The sequence below is a fragment of the Brachyspira catarrhinii genome, from assembly GCF_005518285.1.
Taxonomy (GTDB): Bacteria; Spirochaetota; Brachyspiria; order Brachyspirales; family Brachyspiraceae; genus Brachyspira; species Brachyspira catarrhinii.
In genome coordinates this window covers 1-300 of record NZ_SJDU01000881.1, presented here as the reverse complement: position 1 = coordinate 300, position 300 = coordinate 1, and the positions used below count along the sequence as shown (strand labels likewise).

Annotated in this window: 1 protein-coding gene; it reads right to left on the bottom strand. The window is 36.0% G+C overall.

What is annotated here, in order from left to right; translation table 11 throughout:
• Positions 1 to 27: 27 nt before the first annotated feature.
• On the bottom strand, positions 28 to 300 hold a 273-nt coding region (locus tag EZH24_RS13720; RefSeq protein WP_236847302.1), incomplete at its 5' end, for a hypothetical protein.

Here is a 300-nt window from a genome sequence, read left to right as displayed (position 1 = left end):
TAAAAGTTTGGTTTTTTCTCCAGCCATTTAAGAAAGCTCCTTGCCTTTTTGAGTGATTATATTTTTGTATTCAGAAGGTATTTCATAAAGCCTGTAGATTAAACGCATAGTACACCTGCAGTTTATAGGTATACCCGGGAGTCCGTCTTCAATCTCATCAGCATACTGAACATCTTTTGTTTTTTTTATAAGCCCTTTTTTAAGTGCCTCACTGTTTCTAAACAAATATAGCTTGCCTTCACGCTTCCAATGATTATTATGCATTTTATCGCCTTTAGGATAAAGCCCAGACGGATTACC